Annotated in this window: 23 protein-coding genes; 9 read left to right on the top strand and 14 right to left on the bottom strand. The window is 55.3% G+C overall.

Going from position 1 to position 22590, the window contains the following annotated elements; genetic code table 11:
* Positions 1-168: 168 nt before the first annotated feature.
* Complete coding sequence (locus AC4FIC_RS12835; protein WP_100256006.1) at positions 169-492, bottom strand: hypothetical protein; 324 nt, start codon at positions 490-492, stop codon at positions 169-171.
* On the opposite strand from AC4FIC_RS12835, the gene AC4FIC_RS12840 reads away from it, so the two are divergent.
* From AC4FIC_RS12840 to AC4FIC_RS12850, 3 genes are all read left to right on the top strand, one after another.
* A complete protein-coding gene (locus AC4FIC_RS12840; protein WP_100256007.1) occupies positions 491-1081 on the top strand; it encodes an alpha-ketoglutarate-dependent dioxygenase AlkB family protein in 591 nt (196 codons plus the stop codon). The two genes, AC4FIC_RS12835 and AC4FIC_RS12840, sit on opposite strands and share 2 nt — an antisense overlap.
* Positions 1082-1294: 213 nt before the next feature.
* A complete protein-coding gene (locus AC4FIC_RS12845; protein ID WP_273284728.1) occupies positions 1295-2155 on the top strand; it encodes an acyl-CoA thioesterase in 861 nt (286 codons plus the stop codon).
* A 1-nt stretch (position 2156) separates the two neighbouring features.
* The gene (locus tag AC4FIC_RS12850; RefSeq protein ID WP_100256009.1) at positions 2157-2783 is read left to right on the top strand and encodes a flavin prenyltransferase UbiX; all 627 of its coding nucleotides are present in this window, start codon (positions 2157-2159) and stop codon (positions 2781-2783) included.
* Here AC4FIC_RS12850 and AC4FIC_RS12855 read toward each other — a convergent pair.
* On the bottom strand, positions 2763-3989 hold the full coding sequence (locus AC4FIC_RS12855) for a multifunctional CCA addition/repair protein (protein ID WP_273284725.1): 1227 nt from the start codon (positions 3987-3989) through the stop codon (positions 2763-2765). The two genes, AC4FIC_RS12850 and AC4FIC_RS12855, sit on opposite strands and share 21 nt — an antisense overlap.
* A 93-nt stretch (positions 3990-4082) precedes the next feature.
* A complete protein-coding gene (gene traF, locus AC4FIC_RS12860) occupies positions 4083-6146 on the bottom strand; it encodes a conjugal transfer protein TraF (RefSeq protein WP_100256011.1) in 2064 nt (687 codons plus the stop codon).
* 319 nt (positions 6147-6465) lie between these two features.
* Here traF and AC4FIC_RS12865 point away from each other — a divergent pair, with 319 nt between their 5' ends.
* Complete coding sequence (locus AC4FIC_RS12865) at positions 6466-7062, top strand: LPP20 family lipoprotein (protein WP_158524270.1); 597 nt, start codon at positions 6466-6468, stop codon at positions 7060-7062.
* 21 nt (positions 7063-7083) lie between these two features.
* Positions 7084-8310, top strand: a complete 1227-nt coding sequence (locus AC4FIC_RS12870) for a flagellar assembly protein T N-terminal domain-containing protein (protein WP_100256013.1) — start codon at positions 7084-7086, stop codon at positions 8308-8310.
* Positions 8311-8321: 11 nt separating this feature from the next.
* Here the strand turns inward: AC4FIC_RS12870 and AC4FIC_RS12875 are convergent, their stop codons facing one another.
* From AC4FIC_RS12875 to AC4FIC_RS12895, 5 genes are read right to left on the bottom strand one after another with little or no spacing between them, the layout of a single operon-like run.
* Positions 8322-9182 (bottom strand): symmetrical bis(5'-nucleosyl)-tetraphosphatase, encoded by an 861-nt coding sequence (locus tag AC4FIC_RS12875; RefSeq protein ID WP_100256014.1) that lies wholly within the window; start codon positions 9180-9182, stop codon positions 8322-8324.
* Positions 9183-9188: 6 nt separating this feature from the next.
* Complete coding sequence (gene rsmA, locus AC4FIC_RS12880) at positions 9189-9968, bottom strand: 16S rRNA (adenine(1518)-N(6)/adenine(1519)-N(6))-dimethyltransferase RsmA (RefSeq protein WP_100256015.1); 780 nt, start codon at positions 9966-9968, stop codon at positions 9189-9191.
* Positions 9961-10959, bottom strand: a complete 999-nt coding sequence (pdxA, locus tag AC4FIC_RS12885) for a 4-hydroxythreonine-4-phosphate dehydrogenase PdxA (RefSeq protein WP_264371427.1) — start codon at positions 10957-10959, stop codon at positions 9961-9963. The genes rsmA and pdxA overlap by 8 nt, the downstream gene beginning before the upstream one ends.
* Positions 10956-12176, bottom strand: coding sequence for a peptidylprolyl isomerase (locus AC4FIC_RS12890; protein ID WP_100256016.1), 1221 nt, complete (start codon positions 12174-12176; stop codon positions 10956-10958). Before AC4FIC_RS12890 ends, pdxA begins: the two co-directional genes overlap by 4 nt.
* Before the next feature lie 13 nt (positions 12177-12189).
* Positions 12190-14820 (bottom strand): LPS-assembly protein LptD, encoded by a 2631-nt coding sequence (locus tag AC4FIC_RS12895; protein WP_490359420.1) that lies wholly within the window; start codon positions 14818-14820, stop codon positions 12190-12192.
* A gap of 83 nt (positions 14821-14903) precedes the next feature.
* On the opposite strand from AC4FIC_RS12895, the gene djlA reads away from it, so the two are divergent.
* A complete protein-coding gene (gene djlA, locus AC4FIC_RS12900) occupies positions 14904-15722 on the top strand; it encodes a co-chaperone DjlA (protein WP_227003739.1) in 819 nt (272 codons plus the stop codon).
* On the opposite strand, the gene trmB is transcribed toward djlA, so the two are convergent.
* The 6 genes from trmB to ftsY all read right to left on the bottom strand — a co-directional run bounded on the left by trmB (position 15719) and on the right by ftsY (position 20607).
* Complete coding sequence (gene trmB / locus AC4FIC_RS12905) at positions 15719-16429, bottom strand: tRNA (guanosine(46)-N7)-methyltransferase TrmB (RefSeq protein ID WP_100258670.1); 711 nt, start codon at positions 16427-16429, stop codon at positions 15719-15721. The two genes, djlA and trmB, sit on opposite strands and share 4 nt — an antisense overlap.
* Positions 16429-16815 carry a DUF423 domain-containing protein gene (locus AC4FIC_RS12910; protein ID WP_100256019.1) on the bottom strand — a complete coding sequence of 129 codons (387 nt, stop codon included), beginning with the start codon at positions 16813-16815 and terminating at the stop codon, positions 16429-16431. The genes trmB and AC4FIC_RS12910 overlap by 1 nt, the downstream gene beginning before the upstream one ends.
* Positions 16816-16939: 124 nt before the next feature.
* Positions 16940-17794 carry an RNA polymerase sigma factor RpoH gene (gene rpoH / locus AC4FIC_RS12915; RefSeq protein ID WP_100256020.1) on the bottom strand — a complete coding sequence of 285 codons (855 nt, stop codon included), beginning with the start codon at positions 17792-17794 and terminating at the stop codon, positions 16940-16942.
* A gap of 172 nt (positions 17795-17966) precedes the next feature.
* A complete protein-coding gene (ftsX, locus tag AC4FIC_RS12920; protein WP_100256021.1) occupies positions 17967-18938 on the bottom strand; it encodes a permease-like cell division protein FtsX in 972 nt (323 codons plus the stop codon).
* Complete coding sequence (ftsE, locus tag AC4FIC_RS12925) at positions 18935-19618, bottom strand: cell division ATP-binding protein FtsE (protein WP_100256022.1); 684 nt, start codon at positions 19616-19618, stop codon at positions 18935-18937. The genes ftsX and ftsE overlap by 4 nt, the downstream gene beginning before the upstream one ends.
* Positions 19615-20607 (bottom strand): signal recognition particle-docking protein FtsY, encoded by a 993-nt coding sequence (gene ftsY, locus AC4FIC_RS12930; protein WP_100256023.1) that lies wholly within the window; start codon positions 20605-20607, stop codon positions 19615-19617. The genes ftsE and ftsY overlap by 4 nt, the downstream gene beginning before the upstream one ends.
* A gap of 74 nt (positions 20608-20681) precedes the next feature.
* Between ftsY and AC4FIC_RS12935 the strand changes: the two genes are divergently transcribed.
* From AC4FIC_RS12935 to AC4FIC_RS12945, 3 genes are all read left to right on the top strand, one after another.
* Entirely contained in the window at positions 20682-21581 is a 900-nt protein-coding gene (locus AC4FIC_RS12935) for a hypothetical protein (protein ID WP_273284713.1), read from the top strand.
* Positions 21553-22137: a 16S rRNA (guanine(966)-N(2))-methyltransferase RsmD gene (gene rsmD, locus AC4FIC_RS12940; protein ID WP_273284711.1), complete on the top strand. Its 585-nt coding sequence runs from the start codon at positions 21553-21555 to the stop codon at positions 22135-22137. Before AC4FIC_RS12935 ends, rsmD begins: the two co-directional genes overlap by 29 nt.
* A gap of 58 nt (positions 22138-22195) precedes the next feature.
* Positions 22196-22590, top strand: a 395-nt coding sequence (locus AC4FIC_RS12945; RefSeq protein ID WP_476451588.1) for an aldehyde dehydrogenase family protein, incomplete at its 3' end; no start/stop codon positions are given.

Below are 22590 nucleotides of genomic sequence, written 5' to 3' on the forward strand. Positions count from 1 at the left end.
CTCCTAAAAAAACGAAAAACCCGCAGTCTAACGGCTGCGGGTTTTTTTATGCCTGTTCGAAAAAAATATGTTGGAAAAGAAAGGTAGTAGTCGATGGGATTGCTTATAGGGCTTTACATGCGTCAATATAATGACTAATAGTCATCCGATTTCGCCAAAATAAGATCACTAAAGGGTTTTGCCCAATTGCGCCTTTAAGGCGGCGAAGGTCTGTTGTTTGATCGAATTCTCCAGCTCGATGGGCTCGCCATGCGGTATCAGCATCGAATTGTCCAAATTAGCCGTACCTTGGCTAGGCAGGCTTGCATCGGCCCCGGCATCGATATAGGTTTGTAAGATTAGAGCGGCTTCAATAGAGCCTTGAATCTTGTCTTCAGCGCCCGACCACTCTTCAATGCGTGCTTCCAATTTCGTGAGCACGGCCTGAACGTCAGGAGCCGTCGGTTTCTTATCACTTAACCAACTTTGAGCGCTGTCAGCGGATGTAGACATGGGAACCTCGATAATATTACTGAATGATGAAACGGGTTTTGTCCGATTATATCCCGATTGGATAAGCAATGCGGATGAAATATTCGCCGGCTTAGCCGAGGCTATCGACTGGCAAAGCCGAACAATCCGCTTGTTCGGCAAGTCCCACCCTATTCCGCGTCTAGAGCGCTGGATCGGTGAGACCGGCGTCGGCTATCGGTACAGTGGTCAGGACTATGTAGCAGACGGATGGCCTAGGTTATTGGTTTCTTTGCCCGCTGCCTTGCTCGAACAGTTTGGCTGGCACAGCAATGGCGCTCTGCTGAACTATTACCGCACCGGTCAGGATAGCATGGGCTGGCACGCCGATGATGAACCCGAACTGGGCGATAACCCCAATGTCGGCATCCTATCATTGGGCCAGGCACGCTCCTTTCAGTTGCGCCGCAGTGCCGACCATCGGGACAAACTATCGGTTGAGCTGGGTTCTGGCAGTCTACTATGGATGTCGGGACCTACCCAGGTTAATTGGCAGCACAGCTTACCTAAACGCGCCAATCAGGGCGCGCGGATCAGCTGCACCTTCCGAAATATTCGGCCCGAACAATAGGGCCCAGGTAAGGTGGCTCTATGCGCTCGGATACTGGTAAGTGAACGGGAGCGGGCTTTATAGTATCCGGTTTGAGATAGGCCGTACGATAACCAAAGTAAAGTCGAACTCAGCGACCCGATTAACGTAAGATACTGTCTTTGCAACCTAAGGCTGCCAAACTAGTGTCCATTCATGGGTTTGGCGAGTCGGATTAACAGGAAGGAGGTCGAAATGGCCGAAGTGGTAAAGAAACTGATTGAACTGCTCCAGTTGGAGGCGCTCGGGAACAACAAATTCCGTGGCCATTCCCAGGATCTGGGCTTTGCCAAGCTGTTTGGCGGTCAGGTGATCGGTCAGTCCTTATCCGCAGCGGCCCAAACCCTGGAAGGGCGTTTTCCGCATTCGTTGCATGCTTACTTTATTCGCCCCGGCGATGCTCATCATCCGATCGATTTTGCCGTCGAGAGCGTCCGCGATGGCCGGGCTTTTAGCGTGCGCCGGGTGATTGCCAGCCAATTTGGGAAACCGCTACTGGCGATGACGGCCTCTTTTCAGGTTGCCGAGACCGGTTTCAGTCACCAAGTGGCGATGCCCAATGTGCCGGGCCCTGAGGTGTTAGAGCCGGAGCTGAAAATTTATCGTGATCACGCTCACGAGATCCCGGAAAAAGTCCGTAATCAGTTTACCGCCGATCGGCCGATTGAATACCGAATCGTTGAGGCGCAAAACCCGTTTCGGCCGCGGCACGGCATTGCCAAGCGGCATATGTGGATTCGGTCGACGGCGCCACTGCCCGATGATCCCTTGATACACCAATCAATGCTGGCCTATACCACCGACTATGGCTTTCTAGAAACGGCTTTGATGCCGCATGGGATCTCTATCGCGCAACCGGGCCTGATTCTCGCCAGTCTGGATCACGCGATCTGGTTTCATCGTCCCTTTCGGCTCGATCAATGGCTGCTCTATGTCGCCGATTCACCCTCTACCAGTGGTGCGCGCGGCTTCGTGCGCGGGCAGATATTTGATCAACAGGGCAACCTAGTCGCCAGTACCACTCAGGAAGGCCTAATCCGCTTGGAGGATTCATAACGTGAATGAAATTACCTTGGCAATCACCGGGGCATCCGGCGCTCCCTACGCTCATCGGCTGCTCCAGGTGCTGCTCGATAAGCAGTGGCACGTCCATCTGCTGATCTCTAAGGCTGCCATGATGGTGGCTGCCGTAGAACAGGGCGCGCCCTGGCCGAGCAATCACGACAAGCAAACCGCCTTCGTGCGCCGAGAAATTTCCGACCAGGGTCGGCTCAGTCTTTATGGCAAGGACGACTGGATGAGTCCGGTTGCCAGTGGCTCCGGCGCACCCGAGACCATGGTGGTGTGTCCCTGTTCTACTGGGACCTTGGCCAGTATCGCGACCGGGCAGTGCGATAATCTAATCGAACGCGCAGCCGACGTGGTGCTCAAGGAGTCTGGTAAGCTCATCTTAGTGCCGCGGGAAACGCCCTTGAGCGAGGTTCATCTGGAGAATATGCTTAAACTACGCCGAGCCGGAGCGGTAATCCTGCCGGCCAGCCCAGGTTTCTATCATCAGCCGCAAACAATCGACGATCTGGTCGATTTTATTGTCGCGCGTATTTTGAAAAGTGCTGGCATTGAGCAGGACCTTGTCCGTCCCTGGGGTCACTCGGTAACTGCGTCAGACGTCAGTGCCGATTAACTCGGTCAGTAATTCAACCCTAGCTTGGTCCATGGCCGCTCCGATGGCTTTGCCGGTGAGACCCTGCTGAACAAAGGGTGCGGCCGCTATGGTCAAGCAGGCCGATGCATAACGGCTAAGCAAGTCACGTTGTGGGTAATTAAAACGTTCGAAGCCAGAACGGCCGTAAAAATCTGCCGCGCACGCCAAGCCAAATTGTTCGACCCGACTGGGTTGACGGAACGCGTTGAGATTTTTCAGTAAGTCCAAGACCGCAACCGGTGACTGTTCGCTCAGGCGATGGCACAGGGTATGGTGGCGGGCGACCGTTTCGGCCAACAGCGCGGGCCCCTTTGGCCATTTCATCCGTTTGGCAATGTCGCGCAATAGGTTTGCGCCCAGTTGCTCATGGCCATGATGGGACGGCAACATGGTTGCCTCGGTCAGGCCCTTGCCCAGATCGTGGCACAGGGTGGCCAATAGCACCTCCACATCGTCTGTTTGGGTGCGCGCCCAGTCTAAGGCCTTGAGCGTATGCAGGCCGGTATCGACCTCCGGATGCCAACGCATGGTTTGGGGCACGCCAAAGAGACGGTCTAGTTCTGGGAACAAACCCGCTAGGGCCGTGCAGCGTTTGAGGACCTTAAAATACTCACTCGGTGTGGTTTCGCCCAGGGCCCGGGACATCTCAGTCCAGACCCGTTCCGCGACCAGATGCTGCAATTCGCCGCTGTCGGCCATAAGCCGCAGCAGGTCTTGGGTGTCTTTGGCAATGGTGAAACCCAGGTGGTGAAAGCGCGCGGCAAAGCGCGCGATGCGCAAGACTCTCAGCGGGTCTTCACGAAAGGCCGGCGAGACATGACGCAACCTGCGCTTGTCCAGATCGGCCTTGCCATTAAAGGGGTCTATCAAGCGGCCCTGATCATCCTCGGCCATGGCATTAATGGTCAGATCACGACGCGCCAGATCCTCCTCCAGAGTCACACTGCTGTCGAATTCGACGCTAAAGCCTTGGTAACCCAAGCCCGTCTTACGCTCAGTGCGCGCTAGGGCATATTCTTCCTTAGTCTGCGGATGCAAAAACACTGGAAAGTCAGCCCCGACCTGCTGATAGCCGAGCGCCTTAAGCTGGTCGGGATGCCCGCCCACGACGACCCAGTCGCGGTCTTGGGTCGCTACGCCCAATAGTTTGTCGCGGACGGCACCGCCCACCAAATATATTTGCATGCTGTCCTACGAAATAAACAAAACGTGGGTCCATTATAAACAGAAACGCCCCGTAAACGGGGCGTTAGTCTGATTAAGCTAGCAATTGATGCCTTACCAAGAAACTTGCAGATTGACCGACAGGCCAAAGTCGCGCAATAACTGGTCACCGGTGGTCAGGGCCGAGCTCAGTTCGCCATCGGAAATATCGGCGATCACCTGACCATAGTCGGCGCTGAAGGCATCGAAGGGCACCCAAAACGCGAGGTTTAGGCCGGTACCGAAGGGCGTAAGACCCAAGCCTGTGGTAAAGACGCCAGTCTCTGCTGGATCACTAACATTCCAGCGAGCGCCGGCACGCAGCGCGGCATGACCCCAGAGGCTGAGTTCGCCACCCATGGACAACTCGCGCGTGGGAATACCGAAGTAGAAAGCCGAATTGTTGGTAACATCAAGATCGACACCGACGGTACTGAAGTCGGTGTGATGGGAGACGCCAAGACGCATTTTCGGCCGCAGATTGACTTCCACGCCCAGCGGAGAGGTCACCGTATAGGGAATGATGTTCTTAATCGTGGCACCGGCCTTGACCCGACCGTGGAAGTCCCACTCCTTGGCGATACCGATATCCAAATTCGCCTTCACTATTGGCGTCAGATCCTGGCCAATACCGCTGGTATCGACTGCCTCGACACCGAAACTCTGATCTTCAATCAATATCACTTGCAACTTTGGGGTGAGGCCAATTGAGACCGTCTGGCCTTGTATGACCACTTCTTTAGCTACTGAAACGCCGACCTCTTGGATCGCCGCCAGTGCAACCCGCACCGTACTGGTGAGGTCGTCAGTAGACACAGCCGGTGTACCGTCGACAATAATGCCATTTGGTCCGTCGTAGGTGTTGACCGAATCCAAGGCTGTGGTCAGCCCGCCGGCCAGTTCGCTCAAGGCGGTAACCGAAGCGCCTAAGACGGCAACAGAGCCAGATGTGGCATCAGTTATTTCTGCTTGAGCGGCATTCACTTTAGCGACCGAACCGGCAACAGTTGGATCGGTATTTTCTACTACGAGCTTAGCCGCGGCAATTTCATCAACATCACTGATGCCATCACTGTCCCCGTCTGGAGCGGGGTTTGCCAAGCTAGGTGGCGTTAATTGGAAGAATGCCACGTTTTCACTGATAATAGTAAGCTGCGCATTAAGCTCGGTGACGGCGGTGTTCAAAGCGGTTAAGTCAGTCTGCACCGCGGTTAGATCGGTTACTAGATCTGAGGTGGTCGAGGTGTTGGTTGAAATAGTTCCCGCGACATCTCCAACGGATGTGGTGGCTTCGGTGAGCAGACCGTTCGAGTCCTCGACCGCATTGGCCAAAAAAGTCGTATCATTGGGGGTTAAGTTAAGTGCCGCACCGACCTGTATGGAGTTGGACAGATGGATGCCAAAACCGAAGTTGCGCGACGGCAGGGCAAAGGAAATGGGTAACACGCTTGCTTCCACATAGGCGTCCTTCGCCGCAAAGGATTCCAACCAATTGATCAGGTCATCGGTGACTTCGTTCAGATCGGTGGTGGTCGTTGTTGATAAGGATGTAAGCTGAGTCTGCACACTAAGTGTGTCGGTTGATATAACCCCCAAGGTCGTGTTGGTAACGCCTAATTCAGAATTAGTATTGGTTATATCGGTCGAGACATCGGTCAATGAAGACTGCAAGGCCGTTAGCGAGAGTAAAAACGCAGCTGTTGCTGTTAAGGGATCTTCTGCAGGTATAGTTAGGTTTGTATTGGCATTGAATGAACCGGTAAAACCCAAGCTAGCCACCGAGGTCTGCAAAGAGTCACCCAGTTCGATTAGGCCGCCAGTACCGCTAACCTCTGTCTCGAGGGTAGAGAAAATGTCGACACCGCGATTAATAATATCCTCCTCGAGGAAATCATTGGCGATCGCTCCGAAACCGCCCACCTTGGGGCTAAGTGCCACGACATCTATATCGAGTGAAAACAATTCTCGGCGTAAACTGGTGGCCAGCAGCGCTGGGTTCATAATCGAGGCTTGGCCCGCGTCCGCAGACGATACGCCGATACCACCCATGGCGAAGGTGCGCGAATCACCCGCATTGTAGGGGGTCGCAAAGGCCGACCCGGCCATCATTATGGCGACGCAGAGCAGTGTTTTTTTCATAAATAGGGTCCAATTGCTAATTAAAGTAGATAAACCAAGCGCAGTTGTTCAACTGAATCGCGTAAAAGGATCAGTTCTTGAAAATGACAATAACGTCAGCTTTGAGTCAGTATGGTGCAGTTTTGACCAAAAGTCGCTTAACTTTCACCGTTCTTTTACCCCCCTTTCACCTTTTTTTAAGCTGTTTCAGGTCATTTACCCGCCTTACATCCCTGATTGCCGCAGCCATAAGGCTAGCAAAATAAGCCTAAGGCTTTGTTTATAGGCGCCGATAACAGTGTCATTAGCGCAATCAAGCCGCATCGGGATGGAGTTCAGTATGACTATTCGAAATTTGATCATTGGCCTTATCGTATTGGCCTTTACCAGCGGGTGCAGTCTGTTACCCGTTAGCAAGCAGAAAAAAGTAGATGAGATCGTCGCTCAGGTGAAGCAGATCAATGAAAAGCTGCCACCGATGGAACCGATGGTCTTGCGCGCGACCGGCTATGCGGCGATTAATCCGACCGCCCGGGGTTTGACCGATGTGCAGAAGCGACTCTTGGCGATGCGCGGCTCCAAGCTGGATGCCTATCGTACCTTGGCAGAGCGCGTCTATGGCACGCAAATCATCGGTAGCTCGACGGTCGAAAATCTGGTCGTGCAGAACGATCAATTCCGAGCCTTTGTTGATGCCACCATCCTCGGTGCCAAGGTGGTTTATCAGGACATGATGGCCGATGGCAGCTATGAAACCATGGTCGAAATGATAATTGATCAGGGTTTCCGTAACTGTTTGGCCAGTCAGACTACCGGCAAGCGCAATACCGGTTGTGCCTCGGACGCGGTGCACGATCTTGATTCCCTCGCGCGTAACAGTGGTCCGGCCTCACAAGGTGTCGGCGCAGCCAGCTCGGGTCTGTACTTCATCGAATAATCGACCTTCAGGAGGTTTGTTGTGCTCAATCTATCTAAATTTACAGCCCTCCTGATGGTCTTGGCATTGTGCCAGGGCTGGGTTTGGGCTGAAGCGAAGGCGCTGGTGCCGATCGATGCGAACGGCGTGGCCGAGATCGAGTATAACGATATCAACAGCGCCCGGGTTCGGGCGATGCGCAACGCCATTGAAAACGCCTCGATGCAGGTAAGCGCTAATATTCAAAGCACTCAGGTGATGGAAAACGGCAACCTCACAGTGGATCACCTGCGCATCCACTCGGCTGCCAAGGTGACCGATATACAGGTTATTTCGGAAGGTAGAGACGGCGACTACTATCGGGTCAATATTATGGCTCGGGTGGCACCGGATAAGATTTGCGCCAATGTTATGGCCAATCAGTATTACAAATCGGTCGCCATCACCGGCTTCGCCATGGAAAATCCACAACATTCTACCCTTGGGCATCTGGGCTCGGTCGATCGCTCCCTACCGGCCTTGTTGGTCAACGATATCAACAGCCGTCAGGGCCTGCGCGCACTGAGCGCGAACTATATGACCCTGTACCCCAATACACCTAATGCGCCGACCCAAATCTCGCCACGCATGACCTTGACGCGCGCGGTAACAGCGGCCAAAGATCTCGGTGTGCAGTTTGTGGTCTCCGGTGTGATCCGCGATATGGCCATGGAAAATCCGGATGCTCCACGGGCCAACAACTGGGATCGTTGGCTCAAGAAGGTCGGCATCACCAAGGCTAAACGTACGCGCCATTTTGTCTTCGACCTGTATGTTCACGATGGCTACTCAGGGGCTTTGGTGTTCCAGAGCCGATATCGGACCTACGGTTTGTGGAATGAAAAAAATAACAGCATCATCGGCTTTGGTACGGGTAGATTCTTTGCCACCGACTACGGTCAAGAGGTTCGGCTGTTGTTGGATCGAGCGGTCACCGATTTGCAGGCCAACATCCAGTGTCAGCCTTTTATGGCGACCATTGCGCAAGTCGACGGCAAACGAATATTCGTTTCCAGCGGTGCTGAGAGCGGATTGCGGCCGGGGGATTTTCTATCGGTCTACCGCACCAGCCAGAAATTCGATCGTCAAGGCGATAGCTTTTGGCAAATCAGCGATACCCGACTAGTCGCCGAGGTCAAGCAGGTTCAGCCATACTATGCCGTGGCAGAACTGGCCATCGATTCGGAACGACTCAACCTGCAAGTGGATGATCTGGTTATGGCCTGGTAGCCACGATCGGCTCAGAGCTTAGCTGACATAGCTGCAAAAGCCGGTTCATCGAACTGGCTCACCAACCCCTTGATGTCGCAACAAAAGCGAACCTGAGTATCCAGGTTCATCAAGGTCATATGATTACCCCAAACATAGCCGGTATCGAGTGCGATCATCTGCGGATCGTCGGTCCGACCCATCAAGGCCGCCCAATGGCCGAAAACAAGTCGATGCTTACGTTTTTCCGTCGGCCAAGCAAACCAAGGCCGCATGCCCGCGGGTGCGGTATCGATCGCCGACTTGGAGTTGAATTCGAGTTTCGCTTGGTCATCGCAAAAGCGCATGCGGGTAAAGGCATTGACTATATAGCGCAGCCGCTCCATGCCATCGAGTGAGTTCTTCCACAACCTAGGGTCGTTGCCATACATATTAGCCAGAAAGACCTGTCGGGTCTTCGGCTTGGCCAACACCTGTTCCAATTCCTGCGCTAACTTAGCGGCCTTCTTGTCGGACCAGAGCGGTGGAATGCCGGCGTGGGTCATGGTCAACTGGCGCTCGGTATCTTGAATCAACATCGGCTGGTGCGCCAGCCAAGCCAGTAGCTCGGGAGCGTCCGGGTGATCGAGGGTGGCGGCGATGTTTTTATCCTTGCTCGGCTGACCCAATTGGTGCAACGCGAGCAGATGTAAATCGTGATTGCCCAGCACGGTTTGGGCGGCCGAGCCGAGGTTCTTGACGAAGGCCAAACAGCCGATCGAGTCCGGCCCCCGGTTGACCAGGTCGCCGGTCAGCCAGAGTCGGTCGTGCAACGGGTCAAAGCCGACGTGATCGAGCAAGGTGGTCAGCGGACTCAGGCAACCCTGCAGGTCACCGACAGCATAGAGGGCCATAGCGGGTTATTGGCTTATATGGTTGGCGATGCGAACAAAGGTTTCGATCGATAGGGTTTCAGCTCGATGACTGGGTTTAATACCCAAATCGACCAAACCCTGGACATCAATCAGTTCCTGCAAATTGTTCTTAATGGTTTTGCGCCGCTGGGCGAAAGCCGCCTTAACCACTCGCGCGAACATCTCAAAGTCCTTGGCCGGATAGGGTATGGTCTTGCGCGGGGTGAGCCGAACGATGGCCGATTCGACCTTGGGCGACGGGGTGAACGCCTCTGGTGGCACGGTGAACATGTAGCGGGTTTCACAGCGATACTGCATCATAATACCGAGCCGACCGTAGGCATTTTCGCCGGGGGCGGCACAGAGCCGCTGCACCACTTCCTTTTGCAACATGAAATGCATATCAAAAATCAGGTCGGAATTCTCCAGTAGATGGAACATCAACGGCGTCGAGATATTGTACGGCAGGTTGCCGACCATACGCAGTTGACGGTTATCGGTGGCCAGGGAGCGGTAATCGAAGGTCAGCGCATCGGCCTCATGAATGGTTAAGCCCGGATAATTAACAAATTGGGTGCGCAAAATCGGGATCAGATCGCGATCGAGTTCGACCACCTCAAGCACACCGTCCAGGGCCTTCAAGAGCGGCGCGGTGATGGCACCCTGACCGGGTCCAATTTCGACCACATGTTGGCCGGGTTTGGGCGCGATACTGCTAACGATCCGGTCGATCACGAAGAAATCGTGGAGAAAGTTTTGGCCAAATCGTTTCCGTGCTTTATGCATGCTGCTGTTCCCGTTGTTCAGCCATATCGAGCGCCGATTGCAGGGCCACGTCAAGTGACCCTAGGTCTGCCTGACCGGTTCCCGCCAGATCGAGCGCGGTACCATGGTCGACAGAAGTTCTGATAAAGGGTAGACCGAGGGTAATGTTGACGGCATTGCCAAAGCCGCGATATTTTAATACCGGCAAGCCCTGATCGTGGTACATCGCCAACACGGCATCGGCCCGCTCAAGGTAATGGGGTTGGAATAGGGTATCCGCCGGCAAGGGGCCTTGCGTCGCAATACCCTCTTGCGCCAACGCAGCCAAGGCTGGGATGATGGTGTCGATCTCTTCGCGCCCCAGATGGCCGCCTTCGCCGGCATGCGGGTTCAAGCCTGAGACCAGGATGCGCGGCGCGGTACAGCCGAAGTCTTCAATTAGCGCGCGATACAGGATGCGGGTAACCCTTTTAAGGGTTGGCTGATCGATGGCCGCGCTAACCGCGCTTAAGGGTAAGTGCGTGGTCACTAACGCCACGCGCAGGCCCTCTGTGGCCAGCATCATCACTACTTCCTCGACGCCGCAGCGATCGCGTAGGTACTCGGTATGGCCGCTGAAGCTTAAGCCGGCATCGCTGATAATGCTTTTTTGCACCGGCCCGGTTACCAGGGCCGAAATCTGCCCGGCTAGGGCCAAATCGGTCGCTAGGTCGAGGGTGGCAAGCACATAGGCCGCGTTGGCTACCGCCAGTGTACCCGGCATCACTGCCTGTGCCATGGGCACATCCAACACCCAGAGCGTGCCAACCCGGAACGGCAATTCAGTCAGAGGGCGGTCGCCGATGGCGCAGAGCTCGAGCGTTACGCCAAGAATGTGGGCTCGTTGCTGCAACATTGCCAGATTGGCGATGACAAAGTAGGGCCGATCGGTACCTCGGGCACACCACTGCAGCACTATATCCGGGCCAATGCCCGACGGTTCACCGGGGGTGATGGCGATTGGCCGAATCAAGGGCGCATCTCTATATAGGACTCAGCGCGCAACTCTGTCTGCCAGCGCTGCACCGCATCGGTGTAGCGTCGTTGACTGAGTTGGTTGCGCACCTGGTTGCGTAACACATCGACGCTGACATCGCGCGTGCGGCTGTCTTCAACGCGCAAAATATGGAAACCAAAGGGCGACTCAAACACCTCGGACACCTGATTGAGCTCAAGATCGCGCGCCACCTGGGAAAACTCGGTTACATAGTTATCTAGAGTGTTCCAACCCAGATCGCCACCCAGACCCTTGGTGCCATCATCCTGGCTAAACTGGTCGGCCAGCTGGGCCATGTCCACCCCGTTGAGTATCTGCGCGCGCAAATCGCTCAACAGCGCCTGGGCCGAACGTCGATCGAACAGGGCATCGGTTTTAATCAGCAGATGGCGAATCGAGTATTCACGGATATTCACCGACTCGGCGGCCGTTTTGGTGATCAGTTGCGCCAGATGTAGGACGCCATCCTTTTCGATCAGCACCGCTTCCCGATCTTGCAAAACTGGAACCAGGGTGCGGAAAATAGAGGGTATATCGGCCAAGGCTCGAAAGCCCAAGTCTTTACTGCCAACTTCGGCGAGCAGATCGTCACCCTGATTGAGACGTTTGACTAGGCTCTCAGCCTGGTCTCGCTGTTGGGCCTCAAAACGCCGATAGGCGAGCTGATATTCGGTATCCTTGAGTGACTGGCCAGACTGACTGTTTAGAAAGCGGTCGACCTCGGCATTGGAGACGAAAATTTGCCGGCCAACGATTTGCCGCTGCAGCGCGCTGATGGTCAGTTCGTTGCGAATTTGTTGACGAAAATCATCGACATTACGGCCGCTATCTTGCACCGCGTTGAGCAGCTCGTTGGTGCTGATATTCTGATTTTTGGCGATATTGGCCAGGGCTTCATCGACTCGCTGTTCGGGCAGAATCAGATTGCCGCGTTTGGCCAGTTGCAGCTGTAATGACTCAAGGATCAGGGCATCGAGTATCTGTTGTGAGAGCGCCGTATCATTGGGCAACACGCCCGGGTTGGCCTGATATTGGGCCTTAATCGATGCGACGCGCGCGGCCAGCTCCGCGCGGGTGACCACGTCGTCATTGACGACCACCGCGATGGTGTCGAGTGTTTGGGCGAATGTCGCAGTGCTGAGCCAGAGTAGGGCACTCAGCAAGCCATAATGCAGTCTAGAGATCTTAGTCATAGTTCCCAGTCTTTTAACGATAGTTAAAGAGTTTGCCCGAATAGCCAAAATCCAGGCGATTGAGTATGTCCTCAATGGTGCCGGCACCGGCGGCCAGTCCTTTGAGCGTAAATTCAAAAAAATAACGCCGCTCGACCAGCAGTGGAAAGAGCGAAACGCTTTCGTCGTCAATATCGGTCACTTCTAACGCAGCGAGGCGAATATTCCAGCAGCAATTGTCGTAGTCGATGCCATAGAGTACCTGCTGGACCCTGAAATCCGACCACTGCGGGTCGAGATCGGTGGTCTGTGCTTGAGCATAACCGATTAGGGCGACATTTTGCAGAATTGGCACATAGGCACCGGCATTGAGGCTGTGGGTCAGTTCTGAATCGATAACAGCCTTGTCGGCGGACAGTTGCATGAACGCCTGGCCCGAGGGCCGATAATTGGCCGCCAGCGCGAACAGATTGAGCTGATCCCACTCGTGCGCGACGCTGGCCGAGGCCGTCAGTGATAGGTCCCGGCTTAGGTTCAGTTCGCTACTGCCCAGCCAATCGCTGTATTCCGGCTGCCAATCCGCATCGATATCTGCCACACCCGTGGTCAAGAGCCGTTCCTGGGCCAACTTAATGCCCTTTTGAGCCGTCAGGTTGAGGACCAGTCGGTCATCCCCGGTCCAGTTCAGGTCGTAACTCAGGCTGGTGGATAAGCGGCTTAGATCGCCGATCCGGTCGACACTGCTATAGCGGCTGGGGCTAAACAGGGTGAAGGTCGTTGTTTCCGTACTATCTAAGATCGGCGCGGCCTGCTCGGTTAAGGGTGCATAGGCGTAATAGAGCCTTGGCTTTAAGGTCTGTTGCCAGTGCTGACCGCGCAGGCTCAGCTTCAGGCCCTGATCGAGGCTCGCACGCCAAGCCAGTTGGTTGATATTGTCGCCGCCATAGGCCGCTTTTAAGTCATAGCCCAGGTCGTTGTCGATATCATAGGCGGTGGCGAAGCCCTCGACACTCGGCCTAAAGTAGCCCCAACCGGCATCGAATGGCCGGGTCAGGGCTAGGGCGCCGTGAAAACGGTGACTCTGGTCGGCCAAGGCTAGGGTGTCGTCGACTAATGCGGCCTCTGCCAGAGTGGGCAGTGGATCTCCAGCCGGTGTTGCCGCCAGCGCGGTGGTTAGGGCGTTATCTAACAGGAGGGTCTGTTGTGCGGCGGGCAAGGCGCGAGTAAAGAGGCCGTAGCTGAACCGTTCGCTGCTCTGCAAACCAAGTGTTTGCCAGGCGCTCTTATGGACCAAGCTCAACTCCGGCTGCTTGATTAACTCATAGTCGCTGGCGCTAACCGGCTTGGTCACCTGATCGAAGGGTTGCTGGGTCTGGTAGAGCAGTTGTGCAGAGTTCCCAGCCTTGGCGGTGGTAAGAGTGCTGTCGAGGGTCTGAAATTTTTCGGCGCTGTCGATGACCGGCTGTGTATAGGCCAGTTTTAGGCCATTGCTGCGTGTCCCAAACTGTTGCTTCAGCGCAAAGTTGGCGACCTGTTGGCTGACTTGAGCGGCCCCAGGCTTAAAGGTCGGGTCGTAGTTTTGATCGCTGACCCAGCGGGCTGAAAAATCATAACCCAAGGTGTCCGTCAGCGCACCGGACTGCTTATGCGCCAAGCTCCAGCGGCTGAGATCGCTGACCGGCTCGACCAGCGTCGAGTCCGCTTCGGTCGCCAAGGTATTATCGGTTGGCGTCGCCAGCTGGAAACCCCAGTCGCTGATGCCGTTGTGGCGCTCGGTCAGAAAGCGAAACTCGTTATTGAGCAGCAGGCCGTATAAGGGTTGATAGTCCAGCGTCACGGTGTCATCGACATTGCTGGCCAGATTTAGGTAGTAGGGTTGCGAATAGCCGGTGCCGAAGGTTGGAATTAAAACACCGGTCCGCGCCTGACCATTGACCGGAAAGCTGATATAGGGGATGTAGAGTACGGGCAGCCTTTGTATCTCAAGGCGGGAGTTCCACGCCGTGGCAATCCCAGTATCATTATTGATCGTCAGCTTGCCCGAGCGCAGCCGCCAAGCATTAGACGAGGGCGCGCATCGGGTGAAGCTTAGGCGCTTAGCCACCACGCGATTGGCCTCGGTGCGCCTGATTTCATCGGCGCTGCCGTGCAGATCGCGCTGGTACAGGGCAAACTGGGCATTGTTGAGCTGTGCCGCGTCGGTTTGCAGATCGATCTCGGCATTTGCACCACTTAAAACCATCTCTGGCGTTCGGATGATCACATCACCATCCAGCCGGCTGGTCGCCTCATTGGGCGAATAGACCGCCTGATTGGCATTGGCACGCTGATTCCGGCCGTGAATGATCACATTGCCATCGAAGGTCGTTTGCTGATCGGATTGCCGAATGGCGCGGTCAAACTGAAAATGGCTGTCGCCTGGCTCCATCACTGGCGCGTCGGAGGGCGGGGCGACATAGCCGCCAGGGCAATAGGGCGCGACGCCCCACTGATCGGCTGCCGACATGGCATCCCAGGGCTGCCAGTCGACCAGGGTCACAGTCTCAGCGGCGGCGTGCCCAAAACTGAGCAGACCGGCAATCAGGCAGATTTTATTTACTGGGTATAGGGTCACGTCGGTAACTGGATGCTTAAAGCGGGTGATGATAACGAACTTAGCCGCCAAGCGCACAGGCTAATGCTGTAATCCGTTAGTAAAATATGGTCATTGACGGTAACCTTGGCGTGACTTGGGTGGGATGTTTACAGATGAAGAATTGGTTGGGTAAGATCATTGGCGCGGCCATCGGTTTCTATTCCGGCGGCCCAATAGGGTTAGTGCTCGGTGTCCTGCTGGGCAACGCCTTTGATAAAACCCAGCGCCGCCGTGCCGAGGATGCACTCGGTGGCGGCAGCAAGGGCGTCTTACAGACGGTTTTCTTTCAGGCTACCTTTAATGTTATGGGTAAGATGGCCAAGGCCGATGGCAATGTCAGTGAGAAGGAAATCGACCTGGCGCGCCAGGTGATGACCCGGATGGCGCTCAATGAGGCCCAACGGCGGGACGCTATGCAGCTCTTTAACGACGGCAAGGCGGCCGATTTCTCGGTCGAGAGCATCCTCGCCGATCTGGCCGAAGTGATCGGTCGGCGCGCATCTTTAGCGCAAATATTTCTCGAAATACAGCTCCAGGCGGCCTATGTAGATGGCGCTTTGAGCGTTCCTGAGCGCAATTTGCTGCAGATTATCAGCAGCCATCTGGGTATAAATCGCATTCAGTTTGAAATCATGCATCAGCGCATCCGTGCGCAGATGCACTTCAGTGCTGGCCGTCGGGCCAATAAACCCGCCAACGCCAAGAACTTAGCCAATGCCTATCAGGTTTTAGGGTTGAATGCGGAAGTCGACGACGTCGAACTGAAAAAGGCCTATCGTCGCCTGATGAATCAGCATCACCCGGACAAACTGGTGGCCAAGGGCTTGCCGGCGGAAATGATGGCGATTGCTAAGGAAAAAACCCAGGATATTCAACAGGCCTACGAAGAAATTCAGAAGGCCAGAAAGGCGCTCAAGCCCCGCCCAGCCTAAGCCAGATCGGCTGCGTCAGTGCGGTACAATAGGTCCCAGACGCCATGGCCCAGGCGCAGACCGCGCTGCTCAAACTTGGTGACCGGTCGGTGCTCGGGCCGTTCAGGCAGATACAAGCCAGGTCCCGCGTTATTGGTAAAGCCTTCGGCCGCATCCATTACCTCCAACATCTGTTCGGCATAGTTCTGCCAGTCGGTCGCCATATGAAAGGTTCCGCCAGGCTTGAGTTTACGCCGGACCAGCTGGGCAAATTCCGGTTGCACAATGCGCCGCTTATTGTGTTTTTTCTTGTGCCATGGATCGGGGAAAAACAACTGCACGGTACTCAGGGATCCGTCGGCGACACAGTCCGTGAGGATAGCGACGGCATCTTCTTTATAGCAGCGAATATTATCCAGCTGTGCAGCCGCGGTCTGATTCAACATGCGCCCGACCCCAGGCAAGTGCACCTCAATACCGATAAAATTCTTCTCCGGGGCTGCCTGTGCCATGGCGACAAAAGAATCGCCCATGCCGAAGCCGATCTCAAGTACGGTGTCGGCGTCGCGACCAAAGGCATCGGCTATGACCAACGGGCCCTGCTCCTGGCTTAAACCAAACTGATCCCAGTTCTGCCCCAGGCTTTTTTTCTGGCTATCGGTCATGCGAGTGGCGCGCATCACAAAGCTGCGAATCTTGCGTTGGAACGGTTGGTCTGAGTCGGTGATCAAAGGGTAGGCCTCGAATTAGGAATTTTGGACAGTATATAGGCCAGCTGGATCCAGCCACTGATCATTAGTATGCCCCCGAGCGGGGTAATGGCTCCGAGCCAGGGCGTATGGCTGAGCACCAGCAGGAACAGGCTACCCGAAAAAATCACGGCGCCTGAAAAAATCAACCGTACCGGCCCTCGAAAGGTGGTCTGCAGCACGGCGCTCAATAGGCCAATGGCTAATAGCGCCAGGCCATGGTACATCAGATAGCGCGCGCCAGTTTCCCACGTGTCGAGCCGCTCCGGGCGGGTAATCGCAGCCAAGGCATGCGCGCCAAAAGCGCCCAAGGCGACGGCTAGGGCAGACATCAGGCTACCGGCGACTAAAGCAAAACGGTTCATGATCGGGTTTCCAACGCGGCCTGAGACCGCTTTTCGCTAAAGGGTAAGCGACGTTAATAAAGCTGTTTGACTCAACAAAAAAGCCGCATCAGCGGCTTTCGTTCGTTCGGCTAGTCTGCGAGTATCAAAACTCGATGGTCATAACCTTCTTAACCTTGTTCATGGCATTTTTTTCCAGCTGTCGAATCCGTTCGGCCGACACCTGATATTTGCTCGCCAGTTCATGCAGCGTGGCTTTTTCATCGCTCAACCAACGTTGTTGGATAATATCGCGTGACCGCTCATCGAGATCCTGCAGGGCACTAAACAGCTGACCATGAGCGTCGTCGGTGTAGTCAGCCTTTTCCACCGTTAAAGCCGGGTCATCAGCCGAATTTTTCAAATAGTCGGACGGATGAAACGCCATGCTGTCGTCATCGTCGTCGCCAAAGCCATCAAACGCGGCATCGGAGGCGGTGAGCCGACCTTCCATATCATAGACAGTCTTTTTCGAGACGCCCAGATCGTCAGCCATGGCCTGTGCTTCTTGATCGTTCAACCAGCCCAGGCGTTTTTTCGAGCTGCGCAGGTTAAAAAACAACTTGCGTTGCGCCTTGGTGGTGGCGATCTTAACAATACGCCAGTTACGCAGTATGTATTCGTGAATCTCGGCTTTGATCCAATGCACCGCAAAGGACACTAAGCGAACACCAACTTCCGGATTGAAGCGTCGGACAGCTTTCATCAATCCTACGTTACCTTCCTGTATCAGGTCACCTTGGTTGAGGCCATAACCGGAATAGCTTTTGGCTATGTGCACCACGAAGCGCAAATGGGACATAACCAAACGGCGCGCAGATTCCAGATGTTCATCATAGTACAGGCGCTCGGCCAGTTCTTTTTCTTCATCTGCCGTCAACAATTCAAAGCTGTTGACCGTTTGAATATAGGATTCAAGGTTTTGCCCAGGTGATAAGGTATCTAAGACTAGAGCAGGCATGCTTTGATTCAGTTTCACTCGGACTCCTCCGGTTTATATATATGTCAATTTACGTTTAGCCGGATAGTATAGATCAACACCGGTCATAGGTTAAGCCTTGATCACCCGAATCGAACGTAGATCACCATGGCGCAGTCAACTTTACAGGTGCCTGACAGCCGCGGCGGCGGACCTAACGGGGGTCGGTATCTTTTAAATGCTGCCAGAGCGCGATTCTCGCCCCTAACAGACTCACCAGTATAGATGCAGAAAGTAATATTGTGAATTCGGTGCCGTTTAGCCAGATAGCCGGCGCCGCCATGCCATAGTCGGCCAGAAAGAGGGCCAGCTGAGGCTGAAAATAAAGACTGATGCCAGAAATCAACAACCAGGCGGCGAGTCCGCCCAGCAAGCCGTACCACCAACCCAAGTATAGGAAGGGCCGGCGCACAAAGGCATCGGTCGCACCGAGCAGCTTAATGATCTGGATCTCAGACTTGCGCGATTCAATCGCAAGGCGAATGGTATTGCCCATAATAAGCACCACCGCGACGGCCAGGATAAGGCTGAGCATCTGAACAATCGATCGGGCCAGATCTAAGGCATTGTTCAGTCGGTCGATCCAGGCCAGGTCAATCTGGATGTCTTCGACCTCGGGAAGGTCCTGGAGCATCAGGATCAGGGCTTCCAAGTCGCTGCGCTGTTGTTGATTGGGCACCACAACAATGCTCGCTGGAAGCGGGTTGTCGGTCAACTCGAGCCCAGATTGGACGCTCATCACCTCACTAAAACTGCGCCAAGCCTCATCTTTACTGATGAAGCGGGTGCTCTCAATCTCTGGTCGCAGGGCCAAGGCCCGGGTTAAGTTCGTTGCCACCGGCTCGCTCGTGCTGCGTGCTAGATACAAGGTGATTTGGCCACCGGCCTGCCACGCCTGAGTTTGGGCATTCATCGCCTGCAGTGCGATGTAAAACAGCGTCGGTAACATCAATGCGATGGCGATAACCAGCCAGGTTAAGGCGCTGGAAATGGGCTGGCGGACTAAGCCGAGTAGCGCCTCTATAGCGCATTTTACATGGTGTCGATACCAGCCGCGGATATCGACCCGGGGCGCTCGATTGCGTTGCCGGTTGGATGCTGCACGTTTCTTCTTGGCCAGCTTCATGACTGTCTTCCGGTCGGCGCAAAGGGTGTATCAAGCAGTTTGCCCTGGTGCAGCGATAGAACCCGGTAATTGAGCCGGGCAATCAAGCCCAGATCGTGACTGGCAATGATCACGGTGGTGCCGATAGCGTTAAATTGGGCGAACAGGGCCATGATATCGCGTGATAGAGTCGGGTCGAGGTTGCCGGTGGGCTCGTCGGCCAGAATTAGATCCGGCTTTTTGACTACGGCGCGGGCAATGCCAACGCGCTGTTGCTCGCCACCAGAGAGCTGAATTGGTTTGAATTTCTCTCGACTGAGCAGCCCGACCTTATCGAGAGCGGCGTGCACTCGCCGTTTGATATCGGCCGGATGCTCACCGGCGACCAGCAACGGCTGAGCCACATTGTCATAGACGCTATGATCCATCAGCAACAGGTGATCCTGATGGACCACGCCGAGCTTGCGCCGATAGAAGGCGATCTCGCGCCGATTCATTTTAGCCAGTAAGGCATTCGCTACCCGAACATGGCCGGAGGAAGGTTTTTCGATGGCGGTCAATAATCTCAGCAAGGTGCTCTTACCGGCACCAGAATGACCGGTCAAAAACACCATTTCGCCCCGTTCTATCTGGAACGACAGGCTCGATAGGGCCTCAAAGCCGCCATCGTAGCGTTTACTGACCTGGTCGAAGCGAATCATAGCGCCGGGGTGTCGAGCAGCGCATCAACAAATTCTGCCGCGTTGAATCGGTTAAGGTCGGCCGCTTGCTCGCCGACACCAATAAAGCGCACCGGAATAGCAAAGCGTTTGGCGAGTGCAAAAATAATTCCGCCGCGGGCGGTGCCATCGAGTTTGGTCAAGGCGATGCCGGTGAGCGGAGCGGACTTGGTAAAGGCCTCAGTTTGGCTGATGGCATTTTGTCCTGTACCGGCATCCAGCACTAATAGAACTTCGTGCGGCGCGCTGTCATCAATTTTTTTCATGACCCGCAGAACCTTTTCCAGCTCGGTCATCAGATGAGCTTTGTTATGCAAGCGCCCGGCCGTGTCGGCAATTAGTATATCGACCTTGCGGGATTTGGCGGCCTGTACGGCATCGAAAATCACCGATGCGCAATCGGCACCGGTATGTTGGGCGATGACCGGTACTTGGTGCCGTTCGCCCCAGGCTTGCAGCTGCTCAACCGCGGCCGCCCTGAAGGTGTCGCCGGCGGCGAGCATGACCGTGTGGCCCTCTTGCTGAAAGCGCTGGGTCATTTTGCCAATGGTTGTAGTCTTGCCAACGCCATTGACGCCAACCACCAGAATGACATAGGGGCCCTTGCTTTGATCGATCACCAGTGGGGCTTGGATCGGGGTTAGCAGATCGATTAGGGTTTCGCGCAGCAACTGCATCAGGGCGTCACCGTCTTTGAGCGTCTTGCGGGAGGCTCGTTCCACTAGGTTGGCCAAGATGGTCTGGGTCGCGTCGATGCCAACGTCGGAGGATAGTAAAAGGGTCTCAAGCGCTTCCAGGGTGTCATCATCGAGCGTTTTGCGGCCGAGCAGCAGAGCCGCGATGCCACCGGAAAACTGAACTCGAGTCTTGCCCAAGCCAGCCTTCACCCGACTGAACCAGGTGCCATTAGTGACTATTTCTGACTTTTCTTCGTTGACTTGCTTGTCTTTACGTTTTGAAAATCCGAACATGGTGTAAGGTTGCCAGTAAGCGGTGAATAAATGGGGTGCTATGCTAGCACAGAGTCAACAAAAGGGATGTGAGAATGTTTCACTTTAGTCGCCGTACCCTATGGATCATTATCTATATCACGATTCCATTAATTATACTGCTCAACAGCTTGGGCCCCAAACCATATATAGCGGGCGAACCTGCTCCGGAGGCGCCCACTTGGTCGCTCGATGAGCTTGCGCTCGACTGCGCTCGGCAAGTTTGCACATTAGCGTTGGCCGGCGCCGAGCACATTCGGGTCTCTGCCTTGCTTGACCGAATTCCGACCGGTCAGGTCGCCGTGCCGGCTGCGTTCGACTTGCAAACCCAACAGCTCGGCGGTCGTTTTGTGATTAGCTTAGAAGGGCCCGCCAATGCGTCGAGCCAAGCCGAGCTGATGGCTTTTTTGCGCCAATGGCTGCCGGCCGATGGGGCTCTGAATTGGGTGGTGACCGGGGCGATCAGCGATGAACTGGTGGCCCAACTGAATGCCTTAGAGACCATCCGTTCCGGCCCTGGCCTGGCGCTCAGCCTCGAGCCGCTGAAGGCTCTAACGCGCTTAACAGCACCGGCGCTGGGTACGGCCGAACAGTTGTCTTTTTTGCTCTGGATCGATCTGCTCAATGGCCGTCTGGCGGCTTACTCGATTCAGGGCCAATGGCGCGATCGCCAGGCCAGCAGTTATGTTAATTTCAATGGCACTCTATCAGCGGACCTGTTCTATCCGGTCGACTTGGCCGAGCTGGCACCGGTGCTCGCCGCCTACAGGGCCGCGGGCGCAGAACGACAGCGCAACGCAGCACAAATAGATCGTTACGCGGTGACCGCCGAGCTGTATCGGTTACCACTGAGTTTTTTTATCAACCAACCCGAACGGTTGGCGACCCTGTCGTTGGCGTCGGTTAATGAAATGAGAGAGTTTGCCCTTGGCCAAATTACCGCACCGCTCCGCTAAACCTATCGCAGAGAGCACGCTGCGCATCATCGGCGGGGTACATCGTGGCCGAAAGTTGCCCATTCCGGCGTTGTCTGGGCTCCGGCCAACCGGCGACCGAACGCGGGAAACCCTGTTTAACTGGCTGCAATCGGATATCGTCGATATGCAGGTGCTCGATCTGTTTGCCGGCACCGGTGCCCTGGGTTTGGAGGCGTTATCCCGAGGTGCCCAGTCGGCCATCTTTGTCGAGCCCCAGGCGCAAGCCGCCGAGGGTATTGCTCGCTCATTGCAGACGCTTGGGCTGCCTCAGGGCTCGGTACAGCGGATGATGGCGCAACAGTTTCTGGCCAGTTGCGCGGCGCGCTTTGACTTGGTTTTTATCGATCCGCCGTTCGACGCAGACCTCTGGTCGACCACGCTTGAACGGCTGCTTGAGGCGAATATCTTAGCCGACCAAGGCCTGATCTACTTGGAGTGCCCTAGAGATCAGGTCATCAACATTCCGGCGCCATGGGGCACGGTTAAAGACAAGATCGCCGGCAAGGTTCGTTTTCGCCTATTGGCGGCCCAATAATTGACCGAGCGAGATCCGCGGTGCAAGATAACTCGGACCCAATTGATGGTGCGCAGGCATGACTGAAACGATCAGTCCAGACCCGAACTCGACCTTGCTGGAATATTTCAGTAAGCAACGACGTGCCTTTCGAGCCGCACCCTATGCTGACAGCGTGGAGCGGCGCAGACGGCTCGCTCTACTCAAACAGCTGCTGGTGGACAATCAAACCGAGCTCTGTGCCGCCATCGACCGCGATTTTAACGGTCGCTCGGTGGTCGAGACTCAGATTGCCGAATTCCTGCCCACTATTATGGCCATCGACGATGCCACTCGGCATCTGAAGGCTTGGATGCGCGCGCAACGCAAATGGCTGCCCCTGCTGTTCCAACCCGCCAGCGCGGAAATATTGCCGCAACCCTTGGGCGTCATCGGGATTATTGCACCCTGGAACTACCCGCTCTTGCTTACCTT

Source organism: Reinekea sp., assembly GCF_982785585.1.